The following is a 21,853-nucleotide window of genomic DNA, read 5'->3' on the forward strand; positions in this document are numbered from 1 at the left end:
TTATGAATCAGTACTTCTTAAAAACCTCTGCTGATTAAATGGCAATTTCTCATTAAATGTAAATTCCCAATACTCAAATAGCCAATAATATTTTTCCCTTATTCTCAAAGTATATCTAGTCAAGCTTAAATTATAGTTCTGTAGGATTTTTCTGAGTTTTTCTTTTTCTTTTTTCGCAAAATAATTTATAAAGTAATACCCATCTTTTTCTTTTATCACACCTGGAATGTGCTCGCACTTTGGTGCAAAAAGCTCTTTTAAATTAGACGATATAATAATTCTTGGATATTTTGCTTCCATGCGCTCTAATTGATATGCTTCTATTAGAGCTTGGCTAAACATAAAATCATTTTCTGTATAGTGTTTTCCGTATGCCATTGCCCCTCTGCATATTATAGAATTACATAATAATTTATATTGATATTCAGAAAGGATTTGTATCATTTTTTCATAATTTTCTTCTGCTAATGGCAAAGAAAAAATAACTGAATCTGAAAATTGCATAATACTACAACCAGTAATTTCCTTGGTCTCTAAATTTATATTTTTTAATATTTCAAAAAATTTCAAAGAGCCATTTTTATTTTCGCAATCACTTCTTACCATATCCGAAAAACCTAAAATGTCTACAAACGCAACTATCGCATAATCCAAATCACAACTCGAATTTATCATTATTTCAAACTCTCCAACCTCTGAAATATTTTTTCAAATTCCTTCTCATATAGTGCCATTCTCTCTTTTGCATCATTCCATGTTGCACCAGTCCATTTATTCCCATTATTAATTAATGCTGTATCTTCTTGCTCTACTTCAAAAACTGCTTTTCCACATTCCTGAGCACATACGGCCAAGCTACCAAAATCCGGGATTTTAGTCACAATAACATTATCCTCGGAAATATCTGAAACAATGCTACTATCAAGTTCCAACAAACTTGGAACTAATTCTTTCATTAATGTATTTTGTATCCTATTCATCCAAAGTTCAAAACCTGCTTTCGGTCTTCCTTTATATTTTTTAAAATGTTGTGGTATTGCCCCTAAAAATTTAGGCTTTCCCGCCCTTATCGGCAAATTTAATTTTATAAAATCATTGTATATTTGATTATGTTCTTCTATCCATCTATGTAGTATTTCAGTCAATGTATGTATTGCCTGAACGTTAAAACGATCTGCACTCATCGGAATCATAAAAGCGTCGCATGCCAAAAAGCAACTGCGTGTTAATGCACCCGAACTGGGTCCCACATCTATTAATATATAATCGTATTTTTTTTCAGAACCATAACGCTGCAACATATCACCGAGGGCAACATAATTTCTCTTTTCATGTATTTTATTCGAAAATCTTTGCGAATGTGCTTCTGCCATTGCGTCTTCCAGTTTATTCAATGATACATCCCCACGAATCAACCATAAGTTTTCATTGATCTTAACATTTTGTATCCTATCTACTTGAACAGATGGAACATCTCCATTAAAACGAGGTTCTAATATCTCAAGCAAACTTGTTCCAGGCAACTCCTTTATATTCCCTGTCTTTTCTGCCTCTTCATCTAGTTTCTCTATTACATCACACAACAACATTTCCGTCATATTACATTGCGGATCTGCATCAACAACTAAAACTCTTTTTCCTCTATTCTTTAAATACCTTGCCAAATTATACGTTGTTGTTGTTTTTGATACTCCACCTTTATGGTTATATAATGTAACAATTTTCATATGTTTTCTCCTCGCTTTTTTAATTTATTCTTTTGTCTCTCTATGATATAAAATACCTTCTTTACCGTTCACCTTTAATATACTTCTCTACTTCCCGATCAAACTCCGAAATATACTCTTTATCCTGTTTTACTCGAAATACCTCATATTCCTTCTCTGCTTTTTTCATAGCGGCTTCATGTGATATTTTCCCTTTTCCATCCAACACTTCCCGTCGATTATTTACCAAAAACTGATTTGTCTGCTCCACCCAATCCTGCATACTCATTAAAATCTCATCTTCTGCCATCAGCTCAGCATAATCAATGAACATGGTTACCAGTCTATTTAAACGGGACAATTCCTTTTCATTTAAATAATTTTTGGCAATACCTATATCCCGCCTTAGCACTTTTCCATCTGGTGCATCCTTCCATGTTGTCAACCCCATAGCTGGCTTTTCTGAGTCCGCACGCTCATATATTAATTCAGCCGCTGTCTTTCCAGTAACTGCAAAATGAAGCTTATTCTGAACGAAAGCATAAAAACTCTTTGTAATTTCACTATTCTTATCATAATCATAGCTACATTGCTCAAATATATCCGTAATTTTCTGATAGGCTCTTCGCTCACTTGCCCTAATTTCCCGGATACGTTCTAATAATTCATCAAAATAATCTTTACCAAAGGGTTTTCCATTTTTCAACATATCATCATTTAACACAAAACCCTTAATAATATACTCTTTTAATGTTTTCGTTGCCCACTGCCGAAACCTGGTAGCCTTTTTTGAATTTACACGATACCCTACAGCAATAATTGCATCCAAATTAAAGCATTTTACTTTTCGTCCAACATTTCTTCCGCCTTCATTTTGAACTACCGAGAAAAACTCGGCAGTTGCCTCCGCATCCAATTCTTCTTCTTTATAAATATTTTTCAAATGCAATGAAATATTATCTGCTGTGCAATCAAATAATTCTGCCATTGCTCTTTGCGTCATCCAAAATGTCTCTTCTTTAAAAATAACATTCACATAAACATTTGTATCCTCTAACTGATATAATATAATCTCATGCTCCTGCATAGATTCCCACCTCTTCAAATTATAGCATATTCTTCCATACATCCGCATTCCGATTATACCATACTCCCCACCAGAAGTATAGTCTTTTTAGAACGTTTGTTCCTGTCTGAAAATAAAGAAAAAATTATACGTTGACAAAAAGTTTCTGAGGTATTATATTAAAAATTGTGAGGACTGTCCTATGGATTTCCGAATAAAATAGAATGTTGCTCTTATATTTCCCCATCTTTAGAATGGGTGTCTCGAATGGCTACCGCAAATAGCTGTGCTGCAAGTTTCCAAACCGGGGGTAAGGAATTTATCGTACAGTTTTAACGGTAGTTTTTCTGTTTTAGACGAGGAGCTGATTTCGGTTATTCTGAAGTCCCATACGATCCCCCGCGGCCCAACCGCCGAGATCTACCAAACAAGAAAGAGAGGAGCACTATGAGTAACAAACTGGATCAACTGTTTCACTTGTCGGAACGACGCACCGATGTTAAAACGGAAGTGATCGCCGGCATCACCACTTTTATGACGATGGCCTATATTTTGGCCGTCAACCCCAACATCCTAAGCGCCTCCGGCATGGATCAGGGAGCGATCTTTACCGCCACCTGTCTTGCTTCCATGATCGCTACGGTACTGATGGCTCTGTTATCGAACTATCCCTTCGCGCTTTCCGCGGGCATGGGGCTGAATGCTTATTTTGCCTTTACCGTGGTTGGCCAGATGGGCTACTCCTGGCAGATGGCGTTGGCCGCTGTCTTTGTAGAAGGCCTCATCTTTGTCGTTCTTTCTTTGACCCATGTACGGGAAGCGATTTTCAACGCGATTCCGACTCCATTAAAGCATGCGGTGTCTGCTGGTATCGGCCTTTTCATCGCTTTTATTGGAATGCAGAACGCCAAACTTGTCGTCAACAACGATTCTACGCTGGTGTCGGTATTTTCCATGAAAGGCTCTCTGAGCGCAGGCACCTTCCATACGGAAGGAATCACCGTGATCCTGACTCTCATCGGCGTGCTGATCACCGCTTTTCTCATTGTTAAAAAAGTAAAAGGCAATATCCTGCTTGGTATCCTGATCACTTGGGTATTAGGTATTCTCTGCGAGCTGACCGGCCTTTATGTTCCGGATAATGCCGGCTTCTTCAGCCTGCTTCCGAATTTCTCCGCTGGCATTCATATCCCCAGCTTAGCGCCTACGTTTATGCAGATGGATTTCTCCAGCATCTTCCAACCGGAATTTTTGGTGGTCATTTTTGCCTTCCTGTTTGTGGACATGTTTGATACCCTGGGAACTTTAATCGGCGTTTCTTCCAAAGCGAATATGCTGGATGAGAACGAAAAGCTTCCGAAGATCCGTGGTGCCCTGCTGGCCGACGCTGTTGGAACCTCCGCAGGCGCCGTTCTTGGTACCTCCACGATTACCACCTTTGTGGAAAGCGCTGCCGGCGTAGCCGAAGGCGGACGTACCGGTCTGACCGGCATAGTAACTGCCATCCTGTTCGGCCTGGCTCTGTTCCTTTCCCCGATCTTCCTGGCCATTCCGTCCTTTGCCACCGCGCCGGCTCTGATCGTCGTTGGCTTCCTGATGGCTGGTTCTATTTTGAAAGTAAACTTTGAAAACCCGGCACAGGCGATTCCGGCTTTCATCTGCATGATCTGCATGCCGTTCATGTATTCGATCTCCGAAGGTATCGCCATGGGCGTTATCTCCTATGTTGTGATCAACCTGTTCTCCGGAGAAAAGAACCGCAAGACCATCAGCCCTCTGATGTATGTCCTGGCTGTTTTGTTTATCGCAAAGTATTTCATCATTTAGTGGAACCACTTTGTTCCAAACAATACGATACGATTTACGATAGGAAATCCTTCTGGAATTTCCTATGAAATAAAAATAAGAAGGAGCTCCCCCAAGTCATCATCCGACTTGGAGGAGCTCCTTCCTAATTATAAAAATTACACCTTTTCCCTTCTTACGCCCATATGCCTTTGTCAACGAAAGACGCTGTTGCCCATGGAAGGGATGACAAACCATATTTCCTATTGGTTGGAAAGTCTACCGGCCAACTCACGGAAAATCACGCCTAAAGCGTAGGCTCCAGCATCCGGGTATCCGATGCTTCTCTCGCCGACGGTTCCGGCTCTTCCCATTCTGGCCACAATTTCTTTCGTTTTGTCCGCGCCCTCTGCAGCGGCTTCGCCTGCCTTCTCAAAAATAGTCAGCAAATCCGTTCCCGCTTTCGCCTCTTTTGTCCAAACATCCGCGCAAGGAATCAGCGCGTCCATCAAGGTTTTATCGCCGACTACCGCGCCTCTGCCAAAGGAACGCTGTCCGGTCTGCTGAACGCCCTTTACCGCCGCCTGGAGCATCTCGGCAAATTCCACAGCAGTCAGCTCCGTCTTTCCTTCCGTCGCCTTTCCGGCTGCACGGAACGCGGAACCCCAAATGGGTCCGGACGCGCCGCCGCAGTGCTCCATGATCACCATCGAGCAAGCCTGGAGGAACATTCCGATATCCTCCGCCTGTTTACGGAGAATCCCTTTCCATTCCCTCTTTAATTGCCGGAAACCCTTGGCCACGCTCATGCCAAAGTCGCCGTCGCCGGCATGGGAATCCAACTCGCAGAACGGTACCTCATTTTTAATGATACACTCGCTCATACCATCTACCAGGTAGATCATATTGGAAAGGGTCATCCGTTCTTCGCTGATCTTTCCGTAAGAAGAATCGGTCTCCATCTCAAAGGAAGGTTCTTCCTCTTCCTGCTCTTCCGAACTGCCGTCAACCTCACAGATATCTACCGGGCTCGATACATGAAACGCCGGTGTCCGAGCGGGACAGTCCAGCAGTTCCTTCAACTCGTCGTCCAATTTCATCAACGAAATCGAAGCTCCCGCCATGTCCAGGCTCGTCATATAATTTCCGGTAAAAGAACGGGTCAATACGATGCCATGCTCCCGCAATACCTTGGAAGCCGCATAGCCCAGCAAATACAACTCCTGCAGCGGCGTTCCGCCAAATCCGTTGATGAGCAGCGCAACCTCTTGATTCGAACCATCCTCGATCTGAAGATCTTTCTGCAGGGCTTCCACCATACGCTTTGCCAACACATCCGCGGAAGCAATTTTTTCTTTCCGGATGCCAGGCTCGCCATGAATTCCCACGCCATATTCGATCTCGTCCGCTCCCAGTTCAAAGGTAGGCGTTCCTTTCGCCGGTACGGTGCAGGAAGTAAGGGCAAAGCCAATGCTGCGCACATGATCCGCCGCCTTTTGGCCAATCGCCTTTACCTGATCCAGAGACCATCCTTTTTCCGCTGCCGCTCCTACGATCTTATGGACCAGTACGGTTCCGGCAACGCCTCTTCTGCCTACGGTATATAAGCTGTCTTCTACCGCAATGTCGTCTTCCACTTTGATATATTCCACCTGGATGCCATCTTCGGAAGCCAAATAAGCGGCATTCTTAAAGTTCATCATATCGCCGCTGTAATTTTTGATAATCAGCAGCGTTCCTTTGGAACTTTGCGTACTTTTTAACGCCTGGTAGACTTGAATCTGAGACGGAGAGGCAAACACATCACCGCAGACGGCCGCATCCAGCATCCCCTGTCCGATAAAGCCAGCATGGGCCGGTTCATGTCCGCTTCCGCCTCCGCTGATCAGACACACCTTATCCGGATTCAATTCTCTCTTTTTTACGACTTTGTACTTTTCTATAAATTCCAATTCCGGATGTGACTGCACCAAACCTTTACATGCTTCTACCACCACATTTTCCGGTTTGTTGATGATTTTTTTCATTTATGCCTTTGCTCCTTTGTACTGTTTTCCCAGACTGTCCGCTGCCTTAATGGCCGCGGCGACAGCTTCCGGCGTAATCGGGAACGGCATCGCATAAACTGATTCTTCCGGAATACAGGTTTTCTCTGCAACCGCCATCAATTCTTCTTCTGTAATGGAGTCCACACCGATGTCTTCCAGGCAGACCGGAAGGCCAATCGAAAGACAGAAATCCAGAACCTCTTTGATCTCTTCCATTGGAGCGTTCTCCAATACCAGCTGCGCTAAGGTTCCAAAAGCTACCTTTTCACCGTGGAAATATTTATGGGTTCCTTCCAGCAAAGTCAGGCCGTCATGAATGGCGTGAGCCGCCGCCAGGCCGCCGCTTTCAAAGCCAAGGCCGGAAAGAAGAATATTGGTCTCAATAATGTTCTCTAAGGCGCCTGTTACCAGGTTGTTTTCACAAGCAATCTTTGCCTTCGCACCATCTTTAACAACGTCTCATAACACAGTCTCGCCAATGCCTGGGACGCCATCGTGCTCTTTGCCGGTCCGCAAACGCCCTCTCTCACGCCGCAAGGTAAGCCTGCATTTACATTGGAGAAGGAAGCAGCCGTTGCTCTGGCTTCAAAATAGGTGGAAAGCGCGTCGCCCATACCGGATACCAAAAACCGGGTGGGAGCCTTTGCAATAACTGCCGTATCAATCAAGATTACGCTTGGGCTTTGTTTAAAATAAACGTAATCGTCAAAAGCGCCGTCTTCCGTATACATCACTGCGGAATGGCTGGTCGGCGCATCCGTGGCAGCAATGGTCGGCACAATAATCAGAGCGTCCCCTTTTGCAACGCATTTTGCCGTATCAATGGCTTTTCCGCCGCCCAAGCCGATCACACAATCACAAGCATTTTTCTGGGCGATCTCCTGCATACGCGCAATTTCGACTCTGGAGCACTCTCCGCGAAAACCAGTGCTTACAAAGGTAACGCCAAATGTTTTCTGCGTCTCCTCCAACACCGCTTTCACACGGGCTTCATCCTCCGGATGCGCAATTAAGAGCGCGGATTTGCCAAAAGTTTTGACAAAATATCCGAGATTTTTCAGTTCGTTTTCTCCCTGGACATATTTCGTTGGACAAATAAAGGCTTTTCTCATGTTTGGGCCTCCTCCTTATTTTTAATAATATCATTATAGGAAAAAGCTTTAAATGCAACAATGGACGATACACGCACAATAATGCAATTATCAATTGCACTATTGTGCTCTTTTATGCTATAATGGTAAAATAATTGTGTCCACTCTAGGTCCGATTTATCCTGCTTTTCCTAGACAAAGGAGGTTTTCGATATGCTCGCTGAATTTTTTAATCTTCATCGAATTCTTCGCTTAGAAAACTGGCAGCAGCTGCAAGACGCCATTGCCAAAGCAACAAAAATGGCCATCATAACCGTCGATTACAAGGGGATACCGATTACAGAGCATAGCTGCCGTCAACGGTTTTGCGAGAAGCTGCGGAACGACCCCGCTCTTTTTCCCTACTGCCACAAATGCGATGCAAGGGGCGGCTTAGAAGCAGTCCGCCAGGATGCGCCTTATATCTACCATTGCCATTACAATATCGTAGATGTGGCCATTCCGATTTCCATCCATGAAAAATACTTGGGAGCAGTTATGATCGGTCAAGTTCAGCTTCCTCCGGGCGACTCCACCCGCTTGGAAAAAATTCTGACCGTAAAGAATGAGTATCACGCAAAGAAATGGAAAGAGTTAGAAAAGGATTACCAGGCCATTCCGATTTTACCTTACCGAGACATCGAGGCAATTTCTCAAATGGTCTACTATCTTTTAAAATATATCGTAGAAGATGCGATCAGCAAAAATCTCATTTTAGAGACCTATCAAAACGCGTTCCCCAAAGATACCTCTTTTGCTCCCGATCTTTATTCCGCAAAAGAATTGGAGGACACGAAAAAGGCTTTGGCGAATACGCTCCTAAACAATCGTATCCAAGCTATTGCCCAGGACGTCATTCCCTGCCATAATCCTGTATTAAAGCCTCTTTTTGAATACATTAATAACCATAAAAGCGAAAAACTTCCTCTCAGCCAGGCGGCGTCGATCTGTAATGTCAGCCCTAGCCATTTCAGCCGCATTTTTACCAAAGAGACCGGAGAACACTATAGTATTTATATGTCCAAATTAAAAATCAATTGGAGTAAATATCTGCTTCTTGAGACCGATATGCCCATTATGCAGATCGCAGAGGAACTCGGTTTTAATGAACCCGGATATTTTATCAAGACGTTCAAAAAATTTGAGGGCGTGTCGCCTTCCGTCTTTCGGAAACACTGCATTTGAAAGATGCACACCAAAAATAAGAACATCATTCAATAAAAGATACACCCGCAGGCCCCGGCCAGCAGGATCAACGCAATCGGCGGGAACTCCTTTTTTCTCATGGCTTTATAGAAAATGACTGCCAATAACAGCAGCACAAAAATCCCACAGGCCGACCAATCCACAGAAAAAATCGGATTTGTCATGATACAAATATGGATTGCCATGTATACGCCTGTGGCGAGAATGACGCCCATCAAACAGGGTTTGATCCCTTTTAACGCGGCCTGCACTCCTTTTTGTTTCAACATATTTTGAAATATGACTGTAACAATCAGCAAAATGACGAAAGAGGGAAATACGACGCCAAGGGTAGCCAGAATCGCCCCCATCATTCCCGCCTGCTGACTCCCAATATAAGTCGCCATATTTACCATGATCGGACCAGGGGTAGACTCGCTGAGGGCAACCAGGTTTGCAAACATTTCAGGACTCATCCAGCCATTTCCAATCACAACATCCTGAATCAGCGGGATGGCGCCGTACGCGCCTCCAAAGGAGAACAATCCAATCTTCAAAAAAGCAAACACTAATCGAATATATATCATAGGTTCTCCCTCCCTTTCTTTTCACCTTTCGTCCCTCGAAAAAGGAAAAAGCCAACCAGACCGCTTCCCAAAATAAAGAAGATTGTGGAGATCTGAACGCCGATTAGGTTCATTATAAGGGTAATGGCAAAAAAGAAAAGCACGATGAAGGTCTGCATGTTCCTGTGCGGGGATTTTTTTCTCATTTTCTTGATCATTTTTATCGCCGCTTGTATGATCAAAAGAGCGACTGCGATTCGTATCCCTCGAAATGCCTTGGAAATCATTTCAACCGCCAATATGTCTTCAAAAAATCGAGAAATCAAAAAAAGAAGGAGAAAAGATGGAAGTACGATGCCCACTGTCGCCGCAATCGCCCCGGCCATGCCAGCCACTTTATAACCCGTATACGTGGCGCAGTTGATAGCGATGGGCCCTGGCGTGGACTCCGCAATTACCGTAACATCCATCAACTCATCGGAAGTAATCCACCCCTTTTTCTCCACACATTCATGATCCAACAGAGAGATCATCGCGTATCCGCCTCCAAAAGTAAATGCGCCGATCCTGCCAAAAGTTAAAAACAAATCTGCTATCGGTTTCATTTGCCATCCGTCCCTTTCCACTTACGCCGACCCTTTCCGGCTTACTCGTATTATATCGCTTTTTCTATTCCAGTCAATAGAAAGCAAACCCGAACTGCTGATTCTCCGATTTTTATCTTTGCAGGATTCCGATATCAAAAGACAGCAGGTCAAGCCTTCCGGCTGTTCCTGCTGTCTCTTTTTGAAACTTTTATAAATCACGTTCCGTTTTTTCTATTTCTTTCTCGTTCGTTCCTGGCTGTGACAAATCCCGGAGGACGCGCAATGCTCGCAGCCGCAGCCGCAACTGGATTTTCCACTTTTTCGGTTCCGTATCATACTCCGAATGACCAGGGCGAGAATCACGAGCAGAAAAATACTAACCCCAACCGTCCCCAGATTCTCCATCAGAATATCCCACATCCGCGTTTCCTCCTATTTTTTAAGCTAATGTTTTTGCACCCAACATTCTGCCTTCCCTTGGCTGAGGCCGGAACAGCAAGAACAAGAGCGCTGCCACCACCGCGATGGCCGCCGCCGAACCAATTACATTTCCATTTCCGGAAAACAGCATTCCCAGCTGATAAATCGCCAAAGCTGCCGCGTAGGCAAAACCGCACTGATACCCAATGGCAAACCAGGTCCACTTGGCGTTATTCATCTCTCTTTTGATTGCACCGATCGCCGCAAAACAAGGCGCGCACAAAAGATTGAAAACCAGGAAGGAATAAGCCGCCAAAGGAGTAAAGGCCTGACGCATGTTTACCCAGATCTGCCAGCCATTTTCAGCAACTTCGTCAAAACCGCCAAACAAAACGCCGAAGGTGCCGACCACATTTTCCTTGGCGATCAAGCCGGTAATCGATGCCACCGCCCCCTGCCAATGTCCCCAGCCAAGCGGAGCAAAAATCCAGGCGATGGCATTTCCAATCGCCGCCAGGATACTGTCATCCATCTCTACCATTCCAAAGGAGCCGTCCGCCCAGCCAAAGCTAGAGGTAAACCAAACCAGGATAGTCGCCAACAAAATGATGGTTCCTGCCTTTTTGATAAAGGACCATCCCCGCTCCCACATGGAACGGAGTACATTGCCAACTGTCGGCCAATGGTAAGCCGGAAGCTCCATCACAAAGGGCGCCGGATCGCCGCGAAACATCCGTGTCTTTTTCAGCATGATTCCAGAAACAATAATAGCGGCAATACCAACAAAGTAAGCGCTGGGAGCCACCCACCAGGCCCCGCCAAACAGGGCTCCAGCAATCAGGGCAATAATTGGCAATTTTGCGCCGCAGGGAATAAACGTGGTCGTCATGATCGTCATTTTCCGGTCGCGGTCATTCTCAATGGTGCGGGACGCCATGATTCCAGGCACGCCGCAGCCGGTTCCAATCAACATCGGAATAAAGGATTTTCCGGAAAGACCAAACTTACGGAAAATCCGATCCATGACAAAGGCTACGCGGGCCATGTAGCCGCAAGCTTCCAAAAACGCCAGGAAAAGGAACAGCACCAGCATCTGCGGCACAAAGCCAAGGACAGCTCCAACGCCAGCTACAATACCATCCAAAATCAACCCTTCCAGCCACTCGGCACACCCAATGGCTTCCAGACCATTCCCGACCAGCGCTGGAATACTAGGTACCCACACGCCGTATTCCGCTGGATCTGGCTCTTCTACAGCGGCTGCTTCCAGATAGGACTCATGCGTAACCGGAATCTCCGATTCCACATTTCCCTCGTCGTCATACAAAACTGCGGTGGTCGTCAAATCTACCGCCGTTTCCGGTTCCACTCCGACCGCTTCTGCCTCTGCCTCAAATGCTTCCACAATAGCCGCCGGTTCCACATAGGCTTCCGCCGCTTCTTCATAATCCGCGGTTCCGATGCCAAATAGGTGCCAGCCGTCGCCAAACAAGCTGTCGTTCACCCAATCGGTTCCCCAGGTTCCAACGGTAGAGACAGACATAAAATATACGATAAACATAACCGCCGCAAAGATCGGCAGCGCCAGAAATCGGTTGGTCACAACGCGGTCAATTTTATCCGATGTTGAAAGCCGGCCGGCGTTTTGCTTCTTATAGCATCCCTTGATAATGGAAGCGATATAAAGATAACGCTCATTGGTAATAATGCTCTCCGCATCGTCGTCCATCTCCTGCTCCGCCGCCTGGATGTCCTTCTCAATATGGCTCTGCACATCTCCAGGAAGCTTCATCTGGGCCAAAACTTTTTCATCCCGCTCAAAAATCTTAATGGCATACCACCGCTGCTGCTCTGCCGGCAGATGGTGAACCGCCGCCTCTTCAATATGCGCCAGGGCATGCTCCACCGCGCCGGTGAAACTGTGCTGCGGAACGGTTTTTGCCCCGCCTGCCGCCTCGATGGCCGCTTCCGCCGCTGCCTCGATACCGGTTCCTTTCAGCGCTGAAATCTCCACAACCTTGCAGCCCAGCTGACGGGAAAGTTCTTCTATATAAATTTTATCCCCATTTTTCCGAACAAGGTCCATCATATTGACCGCCACTACCACTGGGATCCCCAGTTCGGTCAACTGCGTTGTCAAATACAGGTTTCTCTCCAGATTTGTACCGTCCACAATATTTAAAATCGCATCCGGCCGTTCCTGAATGAGATAATTTCTTGCCACCACTTCTTCCAATGTATACGGAGATAAAGAATAAATACCAGGAAGATCTGTGATGATCACATCTTCCTTTTTTTTCAGCTTTCCCTCTTTTTTCTCCACGGTTACACCAGGCCAGTTTCCAACAAACTGGTTGGCGCCAGTCAGCGCATTAAACAATGTTGTTTTTCCACAGTTCGGATTTCCCGCCAAAGCAATGCGTATCTTCATGATATCCTACCCATCCTTTCTATCTTATGATTAGCCGAGGCTAACTCTTCTCTAAAAAAGTCGGGGCTACGGCCCCTTTTTGCTCGAATCAAAGAAATTCTTAGAACAATTCTTTACTCTACCTCAATCATCTCCGCGTCCGCTTTCCGCAAAGACAATTCATAGCCGCGCACTGTCACTTCCACAGGATCGCCCAAAGGCGCCACCTTGCGTACATAGACATCCGTCCCCTTGGTGATTCCCATATCCATAATCCGGCGTTTCACCGCGCCCTCGCCATGAAGCTTTACCACTCGAACCGTATTGCCCGTTTTTACCTCTTTCAATGTTCTCATCCCACATTCTCCTTTCCAGATCAAACCATAATTTTGCTGGCCATCTCTTTACTGATCGCTACACGGCTGTCCTTGACATTTACAATCAGATTTCCTCCGATCGTAGAAATCACCGTGACGCTCCCCCCGGTTACAAATCCAAGGTTCTCCAGATGTGCGCGCACCTCCGGTTTTCCACCTACTCTCTGAATCCGATTTTCCTCTCCTACATCGGCAAACGTTAACGGCATCATGTCTCCTCCACCTGTACCTGTTCTGCAATGAAAAGCAAATCCATACTGGAATCATTAGTTAGATTCCTCTAACCATCTACATGTTAGCACCAACTAACCTTCATGTCAAGCACTTTTTTCTCCCCCCTTGAACCAACCATAAAAAATGTGTTATACTATGACCTAAGGAGGGGCCCAGCATATGACCTGAGGAGGGGCCCAGCGAAGCCGGGAGGAGTCCTGGGGTCGGATTGTAGAGAGGAATAAATGAAGCTGGATTTGAAGATTCCTTAGGTCGGTTAGAAGCAAGTTTTGACTTCAGGATCCCACAAGAACGAATTTGTCCCTAAGATTTTGAAAGGCGGTATGGACAATGAAAATACAGGAATCTGCTGAAAATTACCTGGAAACGATCTTAATCCTGCACTTACGCAGCGGCGCGGTTCGCTCCATCGACATCGCCAATGAATTGGAGTTTTCGAAACCCAGCGTCAGTGTTGCCATGAAAAACCTGCGCGAAAATGGATATATTGAAATGGATACCAGCGGCTATATCACCCTGTTGGACAAGGGAAGGGAAATCGCGGAAAAGATATACGAACGCCATCGCCTTCTCTCCAACTGGTTGACTGCTTTAGGCGTAGACCCCCGCATTGCCTCTGAGGACGCTTGCCGGATTGAACACGTCATCAGCGCTGAGAGTTTTGAAGCCATCAAAGCTCATGTGCAAACCCGTCCGGAAAAATAACGCTTTCTCCATCCATTGTGATTTCTTCCGTTAACAAAAATAGAAATGCGTTTCAGGCATTTCATACCATTGCCTATAGGTATTGGATATCATTGAAAAATCATTATACAATGTAGGTATTCTAAAAGGAATACCTACATTTTTCGCTTCTAAAATATGTTCTTGAAGGTGGTATCTGTTATGAAATATGTAAAACTGGGAAATTCCAATTTATCTGTGTCTTCGATCTGCATGGGCTGTATGGGCTTTGGCGACGCAAAAAATGGACAGCACACCTGGACCATCGACGAAGAACAGTCCCGCAAGATTATCAAACGTGGGCTAGAGCTTGGCATTAACTTTTTTGACACGGCCATTGCCTATCAAAGCGGTACCAGCGAACAGTACCTTGGCCGGGCTCTGCGAGACTACGCCAAACGCAGCGAAGTTGTAGTCGCTACCAAGTTTCTTCCCCGCACACCGGAAGAAATCGAGGCAGGGATTACTGGGCAGCAGCACATTGAGAGGATGTTAAATCGAAGCCTTACGAATCTTGGCATGGACTATGTTGATCTATACATCTATCATATGTGGGATTATGGAACCCCTCTTTATGAAATTATGGAAGGGTTGAATCAGGTGATAAAAGCTGGGAAAGCCCGCTATATCGGGATCTCCAATTGCTTTGCATGGCAGCTTGCCAAGGCAAATGCCTTGGCAGAAAAGGAAGGCTTTGCAAAATTTGTATCCGTGCAGGGACATTACAATCTGATCTTCCGTGAAGAAGAACGGGAAATGGTTCCTTATTGCAGAGAGGAAAACATTGCCTTGACGCCGTACAGCTCTCTTGCTGGGGGACGCCTCGCGAGGCGCCCCGGCGAAACTTCCAAGCGAATGACCGAAGACAGCTATGCCAAATTGAAATACGACGGCATGGGCGAACAAGATAACGAAATCATAAAACGGGTGATGGAGTTAGCCGCAAAGAAAGGAGTTTCTATGACAGAACTTTCTCTCGCATGGCTTCTGACAAAAACAACCGCTCCCGTTGTAGGCGCCACGAAACTGCACCATGTAGAAGGTGCCGCAAAAGCCGTCGAAGTCACGCTGACTCAGGAAGAACTCGCATACCTGGAAGAGCCTTACGTCCCTCATCCTCTTGTGGGCGTCATGGCTCAAAATACCGCAGAAAGCAAACAGGAAAAGCACGTCTGGTCTACCGGAAATCAAAAAATTTAACAGGCGGCCATGCAGCAATTGGACGATTCTACCCGATATTGGTCCATCTTAGAAAAGCCTTTTTCTCTAATAGAATAAGAAATGCTTATCCAAAAAAACATCGTTCTTTCAACACCGCATGCAAAGCTGTCGCGCTGCTGCCATGAACTCTAGCGATCGGCACATGATTGCGCTTTGCTTCCTGGGAGGCGCTAATTACCATCTTATGGGACACCGTATTCGTAAATAGAATCAACAGATCCGGACATCCCAATTTTCGTTTTAACGATCCATTTTCTTTTGTAAACACTTTTGCCTTACAGCCATACTGTTTACAGATGCTTTCATATTGGCAAGCCATTCCTTCATTGCCTCCCACAATTACAACGCTCATTTTTGTCCCCTTTCCGCCGCAATATTACTTTAATTGCGGCCCCTATATCGTCCCTTTTGTGACACGATGCTTGGCGGTTAGTTTTTACTAACTTATGAGCAAAAAAATAAAATTTTCCTATTTTATCTGCTGACATTTAGTTAGTTTTCGCTAACTCATTTCAAAAATAGCATATTTCCCCTTTTCTGTCAAGCATTTTTCTTTCCTTGCTTTCTTACTCTTTCTTTCCACACAACTCGCCCCACATACAAGGCAAGCATTACCCCCCAGGAGGCTGCCTCTGCATAAGCGATGATTAAATTTCCCACCACGGAAGCAAACCCATAGGAAAACAAAATACGGAATGCTAAGGAAATTATAACAACCAGGCTGGAATAAAATACATCCCCCATTCCTTCCAGATATCCGCGAATAGACATGGAAATGCCATACACCACATAAAAATTCGCGATCCCCCGGAAAAAGTTTCTGCCAATCTCTGTAGCCTCCACACCGACGCCAAACATAGCGATTAAAGGACCGCCCGCCTGAATCACAAGGCCAGTCAAAACCAGGGACACCGCCGCCATAATCATTGTTCCCGTCTTAACTACCTTCGGTATCTCTTCCTGTTTTCCAGCCCCATGATTCTGGGCTACCATGGTAGAAATACCGGAGCTAAGATTGATCATTGGGAGAAAAATAATGGTATCTACCCGGTATGCTGTGGTGATAGCCGCCACTGTCTGCATCCCAAATCCGTTCATAAAATTTTGCAAAAGCAATTTTCCAAAAGCATTAACACAGGACTGTATCATGGGCGGAAAGCCGAGGCATGCCCCCTCTTTTATCACCGTTCTATCAGATTTCCATCCAGACAAGCGAATCCTCAAAAATTCATATTTTCTACTGTAGAGGATAATGTATCCGGTCATGGCCATCTGCGCCGCCACCGTTGCAATGGCCGCGCCTTTTACTCCCATTGAAAAACCTGCGACCAAAATCACATCCAAAAGCACATTGACAGCAGAAGAACAAAGGATAGAAAAAAACGGAGCTCGACTATTGCCCACGCCTCGAATTGCCGCTGTATAGACATTGTACACCGCCATAACGGGAACTCCGATCAGTATGATCCGCAGATAATCCGCCGCCATCTGAATCGTATCCGAAGGAGTATTGAGAAGTCGAAGGAATGGCTCCGCGCTTACTATCCCTATCCCTGCTAAAATCAAGAAGACCATCCCAAGAATCACGGTAAAAGAAGAAAGCATTTTGGTAATTGCTTCGTTCTTTCCACCGCCAAACTGCTGCGCAAACAGCACGCCCAATCCAAGGGTAAATCCATTAATAGCCAACAAAAATAAATGGCTGATCGTACCGGTTGCCCCAATCGCCGCCAACGCGTTTTCCCCTACTACATTTCCAACAATAAAAGCATCCGCCCAATTATAAAGCTGCTGCAAAATCCCACTCAAAATCAACGGCACGCAAAATTTGATCAGCGTAACAGCCACTGTTTCCGGCTTCTTTTCTTTTGGATGCACGGATCTCACCTCCTTTATTTAAAAGAAAAGCGTCCAACAGCTACCATACAACCATATGTTGTACCACAGGGGTAACTTTTGAACGCCTCACTTTCTTATTCTGTTTTTCGATGCTACATATGAAAAATCAACGCCGCCACAGCAAAATAAATCATCAGAGAAACTGCGTCCACAATCGTCGTGATAAACGGACTTGCCATCACCGCGGGGTCAAAGCCAATTTTCTTTGCCAGCGCCGGCAGGGTACACCCCACCAGTTTGGCCACACAGACCGCCGCAAAAATCGTAACCGCGACCACCAAAGCCGTCAGCATATCCTTTCGATCCACCACCATCACTTTTGCAAAACAGATCACGGACAAGGTCGCGCCGCAACAAACCGCCACGCGAAATTCCTTCCAAATGACGGACGGCATGTCCCGGTACTCGATCTCATTGAGAGAAAGTCCGCGAATGATGGTCACCGATGCCTGTCCTCCCGCGTTTCCGCCGGTATCCATTAACATAGGAATAAAGGCGATCAGCGACGGCACCACTGCCAGAGCGCTCTCAAAGTGGTTTAAAATCATGCTGGTAAAGGTCGCCGAAATCATCAAAAACATCAGCCAAGGGATTCTCTTCTTATAGGTCTCCCAAACGCCCGTCTTCATATAAGGCCGGTCCGTAGGCATGATAGCCGCCATCTTTTCAATATCCTCGGTGGCCTCTTCCTGCATAACGTCCATGATATCATCGAAGGTGATGATTCCCACCAGCCGCTGCTCCATATCCACCACCGGCAGCGCCAGCAAATCGTACTTTTTAAAGGTTTCCACCACTGCTTCCTGATCTTCCAGCGTAGTCGCATAGATGATATTGGTCTCCATGATGTCCTCAATGACATCTTCATAATTGGAAAGCAGCAGCGTCTTTACCGAAACTAAACCCAGCAGCGTTCGGTTCTGATCCACCACATAACAGGTATAAATCGTCTCTTTGTTCACGCCGGTACGGCGAATCCGAGTGAACGCATCGAGCACTGTCATATCTTTTCGCAGATCTACGTACTCAATGGTCATCAAACTTCCAGCGGAATCATCTGGGTATTGAAGGATACCGTTGATCCGCATCCGCAGCTCCGGGTCTGTATGCTTTAAAATCCTCTTGACCACATTGGCGGGCATCTCTTCAATAATATCTACCGTATCGTCCAGATAAATCTGATCCATCACCGTTTTTAGCTCTTGATCGCTGAAGCTCGTAATCAAAAGCTCCTGCATATCGGAATCCATCTCGACAAACACATCCGCCGCCAGCTCCTTTGGCAAAATCCGGAACATCAAAGGCAGCTCTTCCTCCGGAATATCTTCCAGCATATTTGCAATATCGAAAGGTTCCATATTTTTTAATAACTCCCGGAGCTCGCTGAATCTCCTTTGCTCCAAAAGTTCCATCGCCTGTTTCTCCATCGTAGCCTCCCTTCTACGCGGAGGCGGCGCGTCCCCGCCCCTTCGCTATAAGATTTCTTTCAATTCCGTCAATCGGCGGATCTCCATGGTAATCGGAAGATCTTCTGTATTTGCTTCTTCCTCACCATGAAACCAGCAGGTCGCCATCCCCGCGGCCTGCCCTCCCGCCATATCGGAGGTCAGGGAGTCGCCCACGATCAGCGTCCGTTCCGGGATAATTCCTGGAATCTTCGCAAAGCAGGCTGAAAAATATTCCTTTTGCGGTTTCTGGAAACCGATTTCCTCCGACACAAAAATCCCGTCAAAATAGCGCGCCAAACCAGACTGACGCAGACGTTTGTATTGAGTAGAGGCAACTCCATTGGTCGCCACATAAAGGAAGTATTTTCCCTTTAAATAAGAAAGCACTTCCTCCGCTCCCTCTGTCACGTCTGTTCCTTCCGCCAACGCATCCTGATAGGCTTTTTCAAAGGCTCTGTCATTTTCACCACGAACAACGCCGATCTCTCGAAACAACCGGGAAAAACGGTTGTTTAATACGTCGTCCTTGGTAATCCGCCCTCGTTCGAAATCTTTCCAGAGACCGTGGTTAATGTCTTCATATCGCTTTCGTATCGCCTCGTCAAAGGGGTAGCCAAATTGCCGAAATGTCCGTTCCAAGGCATGCCGTTCTGTCGTTGCAAAATCCAACAATGTTCCATCCGCATCAAAAAAAATCCAGTCATATGCACGCATTGCGGTTCCTCCTTTTCCGAGTTTTCATACTTTTTTATTATAAACGAAAAAATAGCTTTTGGGAACCACCAAATTACTGTTCCGAAATAAGACTTCTTGACACCTGAGTACTCACAAGCAAAGAAGGGGAACCTAACGGCTCCCCTTCTTTGCTTGTGAGTACTGTCATTCAACATAATAGGTAGGTATCGCTTTGCTAATCGCAATATTATAATACCACACTTTTCTCACCTTGTGTTTAACAATTCCCTTATGATTTTCTAAACAAACTATAAAGCGTCCCCTTCGTCCGCGTTTAAAAAGTTCCCATTACCCAGAGGATTTCATCCGCTTGATTACTTTCAGGCGGGTAAATTCCTCCCTCTCCCGCTCTTCCAAAGCGTTGGTAATGTCTTTCGTCAGCTGTTCGTACTTTGGAATCGTGATATTTTTCAGCGCGTTGGCACGCTTCTGCGTTTTCTTGATGCTGACTGCCAGCCGGTAAGCGGCATTTTCCACCATAGACAGGCGGACCGTCAGCTCCTTTACCTTCTCAAAAGCAGCTTTTGCCTCGTCCAATACCGCTTTCGTGCTATAGTAAGCATAAGTCGGCACATTGGTGGAAGGCTCGGACTCCACAAGCGGAATCTCCGTTCCCATAACGCTCCTGGTCTTTACCCGAATCGAATCCTCCACCGGCACGGTAAAGGAGATCTGCTGGATAAAGTTAATGCCCAAAACCATGTTGGCTTTCTGCAAAGCCCCATAGGCCGTCCGAAACGTAACGTCGATCTGAGACTGGATGTCCTTTGCCTGATCAATCAGCTCCATCAATTCCCGGATCAGAATGTTTCGTTTCTTATCCATCAATTCAAAGCCCTGCCGCGACAGCGCCAGCGAATTTTTCGCCTGAATCAGATTGCCTTTTGTGGGAAATGTATTCGGATCCATACGCTCCCCCCTTTACTCGCCTTTTTCCGCCGGGTAATACTTCTCCAAAATCTTGGTATCGATTCGATCCAGTTCTTCCCTCGGTATCATCCGCAAAAGCTCCCAGCCTTTATCCAAGGTCTCTAAGATCGTCCGGTTTTCCGTAGGTCCCTGCCCGACGAACTGGCGCTCAAAAGCATTGCCAAATTCCAGATATTTTTTGTCCAAAGGAGACAGTTCATCCTCACCGATGACCGACGCCAACGCCCTTGCGTCTCCCACTTTCGCATAGCAGGAAAACAGCTGATTGGCCACGTCCTGATGGTCCTCGCGGGTGTAGCCTTTTCCGATACCGTCTTTCATCAGACGGGACAAGGACGGCAGCACGTTAATAGGCGGATAAATCGCCTGGCCGTGGAGCGTGCGCTCCAACACAATCTGCCCTTCCGTAATATATCCCGTCAAATCCGGAATCGGATGGGTGATATCGTCGTTCGGCATGGTTAAAATCGGAATCTGGGTCACCGAACCCTCGCCTCCCTGGACGATTCCGGCGCGCTCATAAAGCGTCGCCAGTTCACTGTAAAGATAGCCCGGATAGCCTTTTCTCGAAGGAATCTCCCCTTTGGAAGAAGACACCTCACGCATGGCTTCCGCAAAAGAAGTAATATCCGTCAAGATCACCAAAATGTGCATGCCCTTCTCAAAAGCCAGGTATTCCGCGGCGGTCAACGCAACTTTTGGCGTAATCAACCGCTCCACCACCGGGTCGTTGGCCAGATTCAGATACATCACAACATGGTCGGAAACCCCGCTTTCCTCAAAGGTACGGCGGAAAAACTCCGCTACATCGTACTTGACTCCCATGGCGGCAAAAACAATGGCAAATTTTTCATCCCCGGAGCCACCCAGGGACGCCTGCTGTACAATCTGCGCCGCCAGTTGGTCATGGGGCAGACCGTTTCCGGAAAAGATCGGAAGCTTCTGCCCACGGATCAGCGTGGTCAGGCCGTCAATGGCGGAAATTCCCGTGCAGATATAGTTCCTTGGATACTCGCGGGTCACCGGGTTTAACGGCAGCCCATTGATGTTCCGTTTTGTCTCCGGAAGAATCGGTCCCAGACCGTCAATAATCTCTCCAATTCCATTGAAGGTACGCCCCAAAATCTCCGGAGAAAGTTCTACCTCCATGGGATGGCCGGTCAGCTTGGTGTGGGTATTTTGAAGAGACATGTTTTCGGTTCCCTCAAATACCTGAATCACCGCCCGGTCCTCATATATTTCCACAATACGCCCCAGCTTACGCTCGCCATGATCCATGCGAAACTCAACGATCTCATCGTAAGCCGCGCCTTTTACGTCCTCCAGAACCACAAGAGGACCGTTGATCTCACTTAATCCCAGATATTCAATCGGCATATGCTT

Annotated in this window: 22 protein-coding genes; 4 read left to right on the forward strand and 18 right to left on the reverse strand. The window is 46.2% G+C overall.

The features are described 5' to 3' along the window. The 3 genes from ACCC71_RS11385 to ACCC71_RS11395 form a co-directional block, all read right to left on the reverse strand. Positions 1–675, reverse strand: a complete 675-nt coding sequence (locus tag ACCC71_RS11385) for a hypothetical protein (protein WP_434309744.1) — start codon at positions 673–675, stop codon at positions 1–3. Then, positions 675–1,727 carry a ParA family protein gene (locus ACCC71_RS11390; RefSeq protein WP_434309745.1) on the reverse strand — a complete coding sequence of 351 codons (1,053 nt, stop codon included), beginning with the start codon at positions 1,725–1,727 and terminating at the stop codon, positions 675–677. Before ACCC71_RS11390 ends, ACCC71_RS11385 begins: the two co-directional genes overlap by 1 nt. Before the next feature lie 61 nt (positions 1,728–1,788). Further along, positions 1,789–2,793 carry a virulence RhuM family protein gene (locus tag ACCC71_RS11395; protein WP_434309746.1) on the reverse strand — a complete coding sequence of 335 codons (1,005 nt, stop codon included), beginning with the start codon at positions 2,791–2,793 and terminating at the stop codon, positions 1,789–1,791. A 426-nt stretch (positions 2,794–3,219) separates the two neighbouring features. Here ACCC71_RS11395 and ACCC71_RS11400 point away from each other — a divergent pair, with 426 nt between their 5' ends. Next, a complete protein-coding gene (locus tag ACCC71_RS11400; RefSeq protein WP_434309747.1) occupies positions 3,220–4,599 on the forward strand; it encodes an NCS2 family permease in 1,380 nt (459 codons plus the stop codon). A 221-nt stretch (positions 4,600–4,820) separates the two neighbouring features. On the opposite strand, the gene dhaK is transcribed toward ACCC71_RS11400, so the two are convergent. The 3 genes from dhaK to ACCC71_RS11415 all read right to left on the reverse strand — a co-directional run bounded on the left by dhaK (position 4,821) and on the right by ACCC71_RS11415 (position 7,717). Beyond that, positions 4,821–6,584, reverse strand: a complete 1,764-nt coding sequence (gene dhaK, locus ACCC71_RS11405) for a dihydroxyacetone kinase subunit DhaK (protein ID WP_434309748.1) — start codon at positions 6,582–6,584, stop codon at positions 4,821–4,823. Then, positions 6,585–6,821 carry a hypothetical protein gene (locus ACCC71_RS11410; protein ID WP_434309749.1) on the reverse strand — a complete coding sequence of 79 codons (237 nt, stop codon included), beginning with the start codon at positions 6,819–6,821 and terminating at the stop codon, positions 6,585–6,587. A gap of 188 nt (positions 6,822–7,009) precedes the next feature. Further along, a complete protein-coding gene (locus ACCC71_RS11415) occupies positions 7,010–7,717 on the reverse strand; it encodes an iron-containing alcohol dehydrogenase (RefSeq protein ID WP_434309750.1) in 708 nt (235 codons plus the stop codon). Positions 7,718–7,909: 192 nt separating this feature from the next. Here ACCC71_RS11415 and ACCC71_RS11420 point away from each other — a divergent pair, with 192 nt between their 5' ends. Next, entirely contained in the window at positions 7,910–8,920 is a 1,011-nt protein-coding gene (locus ACCC71_RS11420; protein ID WP_434309751.1) for a PocR ligand-binding domain-containing protein, read from the forward strand. Positions 8,921–8,949: 29 nt separating this feature from the next. Here the strand turns inward: ACCC71_RS11420 and ACCC71_RS11425 are convergent, their stop codons facing one another. The 6 genes from ACCC71_RS11425 to ACCC71_RS11450 form a co-directional block, all read right to left on the reverse strand. Further along, positions 8,950–9,507 carry a chromate transporter gene (locus ACCC71_RS11425; protein WP_434309752.1) on the reverse strand — a complete coding sequence of 186 codons (558 nt, stop codon included), beginning with the start codon at positions 9,505–9,507 and terminating at the stop codon, positions 8,950–8,952. Next, positions 9,504–10,091, reverse strand: a complete 588-nt coding sequence (locus ACCC71_RS11430) for a chromate transporter (protein WP_434309753.1) — start codon at positions 10,089–10,091, stop codon at positions 9,504–9,506. Before ACCC71_RS11430 ends, ACCC71_RS11425 begins: the two co-directional genes overlap by 4 nt. Before the next feature lie 213 nt (positions 10,092–10,304). Continuing rightward, on the reverse strand, positions 10,305–10,493 hold the full coding sequence (locus ACCC71_RS11435; protein ID WP_434309754.1) for a FeoB-associated Cys-rich membrane protein: 189 nt from the start codon (positions 10,491–10,493) through the stop codon (positions 10,305–10,307). Positions 10,494–10,512: 19 nt separating this feature from the next. Continuing rightward, entirely contained in the window at positions 10,513–12,924 is a 2,412-nt protein-coding gene (gene feoB / locus ACCC71_RS11440) for a ferrous iron transport protein B (protein ID WP_434309755.1), read from the reverse strand. Between the two features lie 113 nt (positions 12,925–13,037). Then, positions 13,038–13,259, reverse strand: a complete 222-nt coding sequence (locus ACCC71_RS11445; protein WP_434309756.1) for a FeoA family protein — start codon at positions 13,257–13,259, stop codon at positions 13,038–13,040. A gap of 20 nt (positions 13,260–13,279) precedes the next feature. After that, positions 13,280–13,489: a FeoA family protein gene (locus tag ACCC71_RS11450; protein ID WP_434311852.1), complete on the reverse strand. Its 210-nt coding sequence runs from the start codon at positions 13,487–13,489 to the stop codon at positions 13,280–13,282. A 355-nt stretch (positions 13,490–13,844) separates the two neighbouring features. Here ACCC71_RS11450 and ACCC71_RS11455 point away from each other — a divergent pair, with 355 nt between their 5' ends. After that, positions 13,845–14,219, forward strand: a complete 375-nt coding sequence (locus ACCC71_RS11455) for a metal-dependent transcriptional regulator (protein WP_434309757.1) — start codon at positions 13,845–13,847, stop codon at positions 14,217–14,219. A gap of 180 nt (positions 14,220–14,399) precedes the next feature. Continuing rightward, entirely contained in the window at positions 14,400–15,437 is a 1,038-nt protein-coding gene (locus tag ACCC71_RS11460; protein ID WP_434309758.1) for an aldo/keto reductase, read from the forward strand. Between the two features lie 85 nt (positions 15,438–15,522). Here the strand turns inward: ACCC71_RS11460 and ACCC71_RS11465 are convergent, their stop codons facing one another. The 6 genes from ACCC71_RS11465 to ACCC71_RS11490 form a co-directional block, all read right to left on the reverse strand. Next, complete coding sequence (locus tag ACCC71_RS11465; protein ID WP_434309759.1) at positions 15,523–15,810, reverse strand: DUF2325 domain-containing protein; 288 nt, start codon at positions 15,808–15,810, stop codon at positions 15,523–15,525. 188 nt (positions 15,811–15,998) lie between these two features. Next, positions 15,999–17,336 carry an MATE family efflux transporter gene (locus tag ACCC71_RS11470; RefSeq protein WP_434309760.1) on the reverse strand — a complete coding sequence of 446 codons (1,338 nt, stop codon included), beginning with the start codon at positions 17,334–17,336 and terminating at the stop codon, positions 15,999–16,001. Between the two features lie 113 nt (positions 17,337–17,449). Then, complete coding sequence (gene mgtE / locus ACCC71_RS11475; RefSeq protein ID WP_434309761.1) at positions 17,450–18,784, reverse strand: magnesium transporter; 1,335 nt, start codon at positions 18,782–18,784, stop codon at positions 17,450–17,452. 45 nt (positions 18,785–18,829) lie between these two features. Next, positions 18,830–19,519 (reverse strand): YjjG family noncanonical pyrimidine nucleotidase, encoded by a 690-nt coding sequence (locus ACCC71_RS11480; protein ID WP_434309762.1) that lies wholly within the window; start codon positions 19,517–19,519, stop codon positions 18,830–18,832. A gap of 309 nt (positions 19,520–19,828) precedes the next feature. After that, entirely contained in the window at positions 19,829–20,449 is a 621-nt protein-coding gene (locus ACCC71_RS11485; RefSeq protein WP_434309763.1) for a V-type ATP synthase subunit D, read from the reverse strand. 12 nt (positions 20,450–20,461) lie between these two features. After that, positions 20,462–21,847 (reverse strand): V-type ATP synthase subunit B, encoded by a 1,386-nt coding sequence (locus ACCC71_RS11490; RefSeq protein WP_434309764.1) that lies wholly within the window; start codon positions 21,845–21,847, stop codon positions 20,462–20,464. Positions 21,848–21,853 lie beyond the last annotated feature (6 nt).

The sequence above is a fragment of the Hominifimenecus sp. rT4P-3 genome, assembly GCF_051055405.1.
Classification (GTDB): Bacteria; Bacillota; Clostridia; order Lachnospirales; family Lachnospiraceae; genus Pseudolachnospira.

Coding starts and splice junctions, on each gene's coding strand:
- ACCC71_RS11385 (WP_434309744.1), bottom strand. CDS start 675: ATGATAAATTCGAGTTGTGATTTGGATTATGCGATAGTTGCGTTTGTA.
- ACCC71_RS11390 (WP_434309745.1), bottom strand. CDS start 1,727: ATGAAAATTGTTACATTATATAACCATAAAGGTGGAGTATCAAAAACA.
- ACCC71_RS11395 (WP_434309746.1), bottom strand. CDS start 2,793: ATGCAGGAGCATGAGATTATATTATATCAGTTAGAGGATACAAATGTT.
- ACCC71_RS11400 (WP_434309747.1), top strand. CDS start 3,220: ATGAGTAACAAACTGGATCAACTGTTTCACTTGTCGGAACGACGCACC.
- dhaK (WP_434309748.1), bottom strand. CDS start 6,584: ATGAAAAAAATCATCAACAAACCGGAAAATGTGGTGGTAGAAGCATGT.
- ACCC71_RS11410 (WP_434309749.1), bottom strand. CDS start 6,821: ATGGAAGAGATCAAAGAGGTTCTGGATTTCTGTCTTTCGATTGGCCTT.
- ACCC71_RS11415 (WP_434309750.1), bottom strand. CDS start 7,717: ATGAGAAAAGCCTTTATTTGTCCAACGAAATATGTCCAGGGAGAAAAC.
- ACCC71_RS11420 (WP_434309751.1), top strand. CDS start 7,910: ATGCTCGCTGAATTTTTTAATCTTCATCGAATTCTTCGCTTAGAAAAC.
- ACCC71_RS11425 (WP_434309752.1), bottom strand. CDS start 9,507: ATGATATATATTCGATTAGTGTTTGCTTTTTTGAAGATTGGATTGTTC.
- ACCC71_RS11430 (WP_434309753.1), bottom strand. CDS start 10,091: ATGAAACCGATAGCAGATTTGTTTTTAACTTTTGGCAGGATCGGCGCA.
- ACCC71_RS11435 (WP_434309754.1), bottom strand. CDS start 10,493: ATGTGGGATATTCTGATGGAGAATCTGGGGACGGTTGGGGTTAGTATT.
- feoB (WP_434309755.1), bottom strand. CDS start 12,924: ATGAAGATACGCATTGCTTTGGCGGGAAATCCGAACTGTGGAAAAACA.
- ACCC71_RS11445 (WP_434309756.1), bottom strand. CDS start 13,259: ATGAGAACATTGAAAGAGGTAAAAACGGGCAATACGGTTCGAGTGGTA.
- ACCC71_RS11450 (WP_434311852.1), bottom strand. CDS start 13,489: ATGCCGTTAACGTTTGCCGATGTAGGAGAGGAAAATCGGATTCAGAGA.
- ACCC71_RS11455 (WP_434309757.1), top strand. CDS start 13,845: ATGAAAATACAGGAATCTGCTGAAAATTACCTGGAAACGATCTTAATC.
- ACCC71_RS11460 (WP_434309758.1), top strand. CDS start 14,400: ATGAAATATGTAAAACTGGGAAATTCCAATTTATCTGTGTCTTCGATC.
- ACCC71_RS11465 (WP_434309759.1), bottom strand. CDS start 15,810: ATGAGCGTTGTAATTGTGGGAGGCAATGAAGGAATGGCTTGCCAATAT.
- mgtE (WP_434309761.1), bottom strand. CDS start 18,784: ATGGAGAAACAGGCGATGGAACTTTTGGAGCAAAGGAGATTCAGCGAG.
- ACCC71_RS11480 (WP_434309762.1), bottom strand. CDS start 19,519: ATGCGTGCATATGACTGGATTTTTTTTGATGCGGATGGAACATTGTTG.
- ACCC71_RS11485 (WP_434309763.1), bottom strand. CDS start 20,449: ATGGATCCGAATACATTTCCCACAAAAGGCAATCTGATTCAGGCGAAA.
- ACCC71_RS11490 (WP_434309764.1), bottom strand. CDS start 21,847: ATGCCGATTGAATATCTGGGATTAAGTGAGATCAACGGTCCTCTTGTG.